General features: G+C 42.6%; 6 protein-coding genes and 1 pseudogene. 4 read left to right on the top strand and 3 right to left on the bottom strand.

What is annotated here, in order from left to right:
* Positions 1-222 (top strand): annotated as a pseudogene (locus F6K20_RS15860) (peptide chain release factor 1); the annotation flags it as partial.
* Between the two features lie 188 nt (positions 223-410).
* Here the strand turns inward: F6K20_RS15860 and F6K20_RS15855 are convergent.
* Complete coding sequence (locus tag F6K20_RS15855) at positions 411-2,327, bottom strand: adenylate/guanylate cyclase domain-containing protein (protein WP_008191151.1); 1,917 nt, start codon at positions 2,325-2,327, stop codon at positions 411-413.
* Between the two features lie 657 nt (positions 2,328-2,984).
* Here F6K20_RS15855 and F6K20_RS15850 point away from each other — a divergent pair.
* Positions 2,985-4,337, top strand: a complete 1,353-nt coding sequence (locus F6K20_RS15850; protein WP_287295278.1) for an AAA-like domain-containing protein — start codon at positions 2,985-2,987, stop codon at positions 4,335-4,337.
* 152 nt (positions 4,338-4,489) lie between these two features.
* On the opposite strand, the gene F6K20_RS15845 is transcribed toward F6K20_RS15850, so the two are convergent.
* Complete coding sequence (locus F6K20_RS15845) at positions 4,490-4,915, bottom strand: hypothetical protein (RefSeq protein WP_008191146.1); 426 nt, start codon at positions 4,913-4,915, stop codon at positions 4,490-4,492.
* A gap of 867 nt (positions 4,916-5,782) precedes the next feature.
* Between F6K20_RS15845 and F6K20_RS15840 the strand changes: the two genes are divergently transcribed.
* Positions 5,783-6,574, top strand: coding sequence for an LmeA family phospholipid-binding protein (locus tag F6K20_RS15840; protein ID WP_008191143.1), 792 nt, complete (start codon positions 5,783-5,785; stop codon positions 6,572-6,574).
* Positions 6,575-6,663: 89 nt separating this feature from the next.
* On the opposite strand, the gene F6K20_RS15835 is transcribed toward F6K20_RS15840, so the two are convergent.
* Positions 6,664-7,542, bottom strand: a complete 879-nt coding sequence (locus F6K20_RS15835) for a Uma2 family endonuclease (RefSeq protein WP_008191141.1) — start codon at positions 7,540-7,542, stop codon at positions 6,664-6,666.
* Positions 7,543-7,567: 25 nt separating this feature from the next.
* On the opposite strand from F6K20_RS15835, the gene F6K20_RS15830 reads away from it, so the two are divergent.
* On the top strand, positions 7,568-7,778 hold a 211-nt coding region (locus tag F6K20_RS15830), incomplete at its 3' end, for a hypothetical protein (RefSeq protein ID WP_287295276.1).

Here is a 7,778-nt window from a genome sequence, read left to right as displayed (position 1 = left end):
TGGCGTGCCCAAGTTGGTACAGGGGCTCGTTCTGAGAAAATCCGTACCTACAACTACAAAGATAATCGGGTTACCGATCACCGACTGGGTCAAAATTATTCCCTCGCTCCTTTGCTGGAGGGGGACTTGGAGGGATTGATTCAAGCTTGCATTAGCCAAGACCAGCAGGAGCAATTGGAAAAATTGGCATCTTCAACATCCAACGGTCAATCTTTAAATTGATACCAAGTTAGGTGACTCTCCCACGCTAACACTACGTTTTTAGCGTGGGATTCTGATGGAATTGATTGCGGTATTAGCCGCATTTGTCACAAAAAGAGCGTTCGCGTAGCGTGACCTTTGGTCAATCGCGCTTACCTAAAAGCCTTACCTGATCTGGATTTAATCAAAGTGAAGCCCAGACTCGAAGACTACAGTTTGTTGTTAGGTTTGTATATTACATCATAATCAAAATTTTGTAAACTAGATTTTAATGGTTGCTTGATTTTAGTCACTCCAGAGAGGCGAGTATGAAGTTGACATTGTCCAAGATAAATTTGTGCTACACTATCTCCTGGATTCAAGCGTAGACATTCCTGAAACAGAACTGATGCCTTGGAGAAATAACGCAGATTATAAAGCACCAAGGCTTGTTCAAATTTGCTGCGAGTAATTAACTTGCCCTCTCGCAATTGCGGTTCATCGGCATCAAAGATTTCATAAACTGTCACCATTTCGGATTTGCCCTTCACTGGTACCCGATCAATCAAGCGAATGGCATAAGCTAAGGGATTATCTAACTTCCAATAAGTATGGTGAGTGATTAATAATGGCACCCCATAAGGTTTCGTTAATTCTTCTAAACGAGACGCTAAATTAACCCCATCGCTGATGACAGTGCTATCCATCCGATTTTTTCCTCCCACTGTTCCTAACATCAAGGAACCAGTATTGATGCCAATGCCAACGGTGATGGCTGGGTGTCCTGAGCTTCGCCGAGATTGATTATAGTCAGCTAGGGATGTGAGCATAGCAATTCCGGCGTTGACCGCATGATTAGCACTTTCGTTAAACAGAGCCATAATCCCATCCCCCATGTATTTATCAATAAAGCCATGATTTTCAGTGATGACAGATTCCATACGAGAAAGATAGGTATTGATAAATTCAAAATTTTCCTCAGGTGTCATACTTTCCGAGAGGGTGCTAAAGGAGCGAATATCGGAAAATAGCACCGACATCTCTTGCTGAACATGATCCCCTAATTGAACATCGACAATGCTTGGTTTGTTCAATAACTGGAGAAACTGATGGGGAACAAAGCTTTCATAAGCTTGATTAACTTGCGAGAATTCCTGCATCAAGCGTAGGTGTTCTGCTTCTGCTTTTTTGCGTTGGGTGATATCATGAAAGGCAACGATAGCATAGGCAATGTTACCCAATTCATTAAAGATAGGTGTTCCCCAACTTTCTATAGGGAGAATTTTGTCTTCTTGGTGGATTTCAATATCATCGAGGGTGGAGTTTTCACCTTTTAAGGCCTTTACAGCAACTAATTTTTCAGCAAAGTATAGCTGATTGGTTCCGGCAACATAAAGTTGATAAACCTCTGGCATTTGCTCAACTGTAGTTAATGGCACGACTCCCTTTCCGAATAACTGCCGCGCCTTATAATTGAGGAATTCTAGTATCCCCTTATCATTAAACACAGCCACACCCACAGGCATCCTTTCTAGGAACTGGGTCAATTGATACTGCTTCTCTAGCAGTTCGTCAACTAGGACAGCTTGCTGACGGTTTATAGAACTCAGGTGCTGCCACTCTTGATTAGCTTGTTCTGGTGCTGTAGTATATTCTGAAATCTGTGCTGCTTGATCACAGATTATTTTTTCCAAGTGCTGATTGAGTTCCTGAAGTTGGCGATTTTGTGCCTTCAATGTTTCCTCAAGAAGATAACTATGTATGGCTTCTATGACTGTCAATTTAAGGTCTTCAGATGGACAAGGCTTGCCTAGGTAACGATATAACTTTGCATACCGAATTGCCTTGGCTGTCCCTTCCAAATCCAGATCATCCGTCAGCATAATTTTGATAGTTTGGTTAGAGAAAAAATAAGCTATGTTTAATAAGTCATCCCCTTTTAGATCAGGGATAACAGCACCAGCCAAAACTAAAGCAACTTCAGACTCATCATGGCGCAACTCTTCGACTAACTTGACAACCCCTTTACTCCCTTCAAAATTTTCAATCAGATGTTCTTTGCCGAGAGTCTTACCTAGAGATGTTTTTAGGCTATTGAGAACTGATGGATCATTATCAATACAAATAATTATTAATGGGTTTGTCATGCCAAATTATCTGCAAAATCATATTGAATTAGTTAAATTAATGCCTGGCGGCAATTAATTATTATATAGTTTTGATAGTCACACCAAAAGGTTGCCTGCTTATTAATTTATTGAAGTAAATCAGTGGCTGTAGCTGTAATTAAAGATAAACTATTAGTCGCTAAAATATTATTCATTGAGCATTTATTACTAAGAGTAATACATCAACAGTAAACCACAAAAAATCTACATATTTCCTTTATTTATAGCAACCGACTTATCTCAACCTATGGATTTAGCAGACAAGCTCTATTTGTTGGAGCAACATATAGCATTGTGGCGATAGTATCCTCTACCGTCAACACAAAAATGTAGCCAATTGCTTTTAAAATTTGGCTACACTATTGACCCAGTCTGCTGGAAATTTATCGGATTAACCCACTCAATTAACCCCGAATCCCTTAGAATATACCTAAAACCGAATTATTCCCCTTAAATAAGTTATTTGTCAACTATCCCAAGACAACCATTTGATAGGCATGTCAGCACTATACATAATAGTATGTATTTGTCAATTAGCAAGTGTAGCCAGTTTAATCACTGAATCAACCTAAATTAATTGTCTGCCTTGTTAGAAAGCGCTAAAGTGTCGTTTGAGATATTGGGGAACTGTTAGTGATGACTATTGATCAGGTACTTGACATCCTCAAAAGTGTTGAGAAAATCAAGTTGACTCCACTTCAGGAATGGATACTGCACCAAGCCTGGGAAGGAAAAACCTATACCGATATGGCGATCGAAGCACACTATGGTCCTGAATACCTCAGAAAGACTGCCTATAAGTTGTGGCGATTACTGGGAGATATTTTTGGCAAAGCGATCACCAAGACCAATTTCCGGAACACCCTGGAGACAACCCCGATTACTCCCTACTATCAAGAGATAATTGAGCAATATTACCGCCGTCAATGCCTACGTCAAATTGCTGAATTTCCCAGTGGAGCACTTCCCCTACCATCTCAGCTTTATATAAAGCGTCCTCCTATTGAAGAGCTTTGCTATCAAGCCATCCAGCAACCTGGGAGTTTGCTCCGGATTACAGGACCAAAAGAGACAGGAAAAACCTCTTTGCTGCTGCGAATATTAGACCAGGCAAGAGAAAAACAATATCACAGAGTAAACCTCAATTTTGACCAAGCCGAAACCGCCATTTTAAGTAATTTAGACCGGCTATTGCGCTGGTTATGTGTTAACGTCAGTTACCAACTCCAGCTTCCCCACCAACTGGATGACTATTGGGATAAAGACCTAGGCAGTAAGGTCAGCTGTATGAGTTACTTACAAGAACATATCCTAGAAAAAATACACCATCCCCTCGTTTTGGCAATGGATCAAGTTCATCACCTGTTTGAGCATGCCCAAACTGCTAAAGATTTTTTGCCCTTATTGCGCTCTTGGCATGAGGAAGCTAAACAACTACCGGTGTGGCGAAAGCTGCGGGTGATTGTGGTTTACTCGACAGAAATTTATGTTGCTCTGGAAACTTCCCAATCTCCGTTTAATGTGGGATTACCGATTAAGTTACCCGAGTTTAACAAACAGCAAATCCAGCAGTTAGCGCAGCTTTATAGATTACATTGGTCAAATAGTGAAGCTGCTGAGAAACTGATGGCTATGGTGGGAGGACATCCGGGATTAGTGCAGCTTGCTCTCTATCATTTGGCTTATCATAACATTAGCCTAGAACAATTACTCGCTGAAGCAGCTACTGCTACGGGAATTTATAGTGACTATTTGCGGCAACACTTGAGTGTACTCAGGGCAAATCCTGATTTAGCTACTACTCTTAAACAGGTGGTTATAGCAGATAGGGGAGTTGAACTAGATCCAATCAGTATCTATAAGTTACAGAGTATGGGTTTGGTGAGTGTTCAGAGAAATCAAGTCACACTCTGTTGTAATTTATATCGTCAGTATTTTTTAGAACACCTTGATATGTTGAAGGTTGAAGGTTTAAGGTTTAAGGTTTAAGGTTTAAGGTTTAAGGTTAATCTATGGCTTACGTTACTAATTACTAATGGCTTGAGTAATAGCTAATCACAAAATTCCCCTGTTTTGAAACAGGGGTGGTTCGTGGAAAAAACAGTTGTGGGAGCGGACGCTAAATCAACAGGTGATTGAATTTAATCTAAATAACCCATCAGCTGTGGATCAGCATCAATATCATTTGGGGCGATGGGACGCTTGCCCATGATGTACTCTATTTCGTCAAGATGAAGACTACTAGCAGCAATTGGTCTCTCCCCAGACACCTTCATGATACCGAGTACCTCAATGTTGCTAGAAGTGATGGGGCGCTCTCCCATTACAGACATCGTTTCTAATACCTGGAGATTACTGGCATCAATTGGTCGATGTCCCATTATGCTGTGTGTTTCACTAATATGAAGCTCACTAGGAGCAATGGGACGGTTTCCAGGTAAAGGGGGAAGTGTATCCAGGGCAGAGGTTTCCTGTGCTGGAGCTTCTGCTAGCTGAACTGCGGTAGTGTTTTCATTGATTGCAGTGCTATCGCTCACAGTGCTATCGCTCACAGTGCTATCGCTCATAATAATCGTATACCTAGAAGTTTTTAACCGAGTTTTTTAGCTATTCGGGCAAGATTAGCCCGTTGGTCCTACCCGCTGGCGGAGATGTGGGATTAACTATTGGTGTTATTGCCTCGTCTATGGGCGAGCGGGGTGCTTACAAAGTAGGAGAACAAAAAAAGCTCTGGTTGCTGTATTGACCTGGAGTCTTTGCTGTAACTGAGTTTAGTAAGGGGTAATCGGTAAATGAGAATCGGTGATACTCATCCCAAAAATCCCATTAATTACGTTACAGACCGCAACTTTAGGTTAATTTTTGTTCTTGACTAACTTTTACAAGTATTATAAAGCCTTAATTATATTAAGCTACATTTTACGAAAGTAAACAATTAGGTGAAGGATTATAAAGTAGTTCTCAATTGGGTCAGGTACTTAGGCTCTGGTTGTTAGGGAATAGGGAGCAGGGAGTAGAGAGTAGGGAGCAGCCCAGCCATTGGGGAGCCAGCGCCTTCATGATGGCTTCCCCTCCATGAGCGAGTCCATCAAGATTGGATAAGAAAATTGAATGTACTTGATAACTATGACAAATGCTATAAAGGTTGAGACTGGCTTTTGACCCCTTTAGGTCTACAACTAAAGCCCTACAACCGAGACCTCTGGAGCTAACCAGTTTGAGATACTACATTTGATATACTACAGCTGATTAACCGATAACCAACCAAATAACCTACCCTGCACTGGACACTAAAGGTGAACAACCGATTAACTTACGCTACACTGGATGTCAATGGGGAATAACCAAATAACCTTAATCCCTAGGATCGATTGCTGAGTTCTTCACATTTTGTTACAAATGTAGAAGTAACTCTCGCAGGATGCAAGATGGTTATGTTAGGTGGCTTCACCGGTACAAATAATTCTGGCACTGACTGGGGTGAACAGCTGCTCAATACTGTTGCCAGCAAGACCATTCGCCACCTGTTTACCACAAGCGAATCGGTAGATGTGTCTGTGCGCTGCTATCCCTCTAGCAAGTTGCTACAAGGTAGCATCGATAGTTTCAAAATGAGTGGTCGTGGTTTAGTGATTCGTCGGGAATTCCGGACAGAGGAGATGTCCTTTGAAACCGATGCTGTCTCTCTGGATTTCAGCTCAGTGCTTCAGGGTAAGATTTCTCTGAAACAACCTACTCAAGCGATCGCTCAAGTTATTCTTACTGAAGCTGACATCAACCAATCCTTTAAAGCACAACTAGTAAGAAAGCGGCTGGAAAACCTTTCTACACCAGCCTTAACCGCACTATCTGGTGGTGCTCCGGTTTCCTTTACTGAGGTGCAAGTGCAGCTGCAACCGAACAATGGTCTACGGTTATTTGCTAAGGCTGATCTACCGAATTACGGCATAGTACCGATTAGTATGACATCTACCATCGGAGTAGAGCGGCGACGGCGGATTTTGTTTAAAGACTCCCAGTTTCAAGCTAATGAAATACCAGAGTCGTTACAAGAAATATCTCAAACTTTGACAGTAGCCCTGGATGAGATCTTGAACAATATGGTGGATCTAGACCGCTTCAACCTTGATGGTGTTACTATGCGCATCAATCGTCTAGAGACCCAGGGTAAAAAGCTAGTTTTCAGTGGCTATGCCCAAATCGATCACATCCCCAATAATCCTTGACCGGTCAGCCGTCAGTGGTCAGCCTTTAGCTGATAGCTGATACGCGACACGCTGATAGCTGATAGCTTACAGAAAAACTCAGACAGGGGTTAAATTTCATCGGGATTAATACCCATCTGTCGTAACCGTTCTGCTAGTTGTTGAGCTCGTTGTTGAGCCAGTTCCTTCTGTTGACGTTCTTGTTCAGCTCGTTGGTGTTCCTGTTCAGCTCGTTGGTGTTCCTGTTCAGCTCGTTGGTATTCTTGTTCGGCTCGTTGCCGTTCTTGTTCGGCTCGTTGCCGTTCTTGTTCGGTTCGTTCTGCGTTAGTGGCAATCCAATTTCCATCTTGATCATACCAACGTAGCCACAACCGATTCAATCCCCGATATTCCCCAAGCCATAGCCCTAAACCCAATTGCAACTCAGGGATCCAAAATTGGGAATTATCTATTGTTTGGGGTTGATAGCTGCCGCCATCTAAGTGAAAGATTTTTAATTCGTTGGTGACTCGCTCAAAGGTGATATAGTAGGGAATTGCTAAAATCTGCTCGTACACTTCCCATTTCGTTGGTGGTTCTCCCGTTCGTTCACTGTAACCAAGGTCTTGATCTCTGGTGCTGGCAGAGAGAAACTCTATCGCCACAATTGGTCTGACTTCTTCTTGCCAGATCACATAACTCATTCTGAGCTCTCGTCCCTGGTAGAATCGGGAAATCCCTACTACCGCAAACCAATCCGGTCGTTTGTACCAAGCGGTATGGTTGGGGTCATAATATAAATTTAAGTCACTGGCCACAAACACCCTTTCGCTGTCATAATTGGGAGGGCGAAATGTTTCACTACACAGTTGTGGTTGCCAAAGATGAAATTCGTCAGGCAAACCCGGCTCCTCGGGATCTTCACTGGGTAAATCATACATGGTGGGCAGGGTTTCTTTAGCCGGATGAGGGAGAATAACTTTTTTAAATGAGGGTTTGGCAAGTGACATGAGATGACCTCAATTTTTCCGACTGATGAGTTTGATCTTAGCAACTGCCGGTAAGCATTTAGCCCTCAGCTGTCAGCTGTCAGCTGTCAGCCATCAGCTGTGCTCCCTGTTCCCTGTTCCCAAAGCGTACCCCCGTTTCCCTTATAAAAGAGGGACTTTGAGCTTGAGAAGCGTACCTCATACATCCCATAAACGCTATATTGGACTTTCCTGCTCCCGACTCCCTCGGTGCGCTA

This window comes from Moorena sp. SIO2C4 (assembly GCF_010672485.1).
GTDB classification, from domain to species: Bacteria; Cyanobacteriota; Cyanobacteriia; order Cyanobacteriales; family Coleofasciculaceae; genus Moorena; species Moorena producens.
The sequence above is the reverse complement of the archived record's forward strand: the minus strand, read 5'-3'. Positions and strand labels throughout refer to the sequence as shown.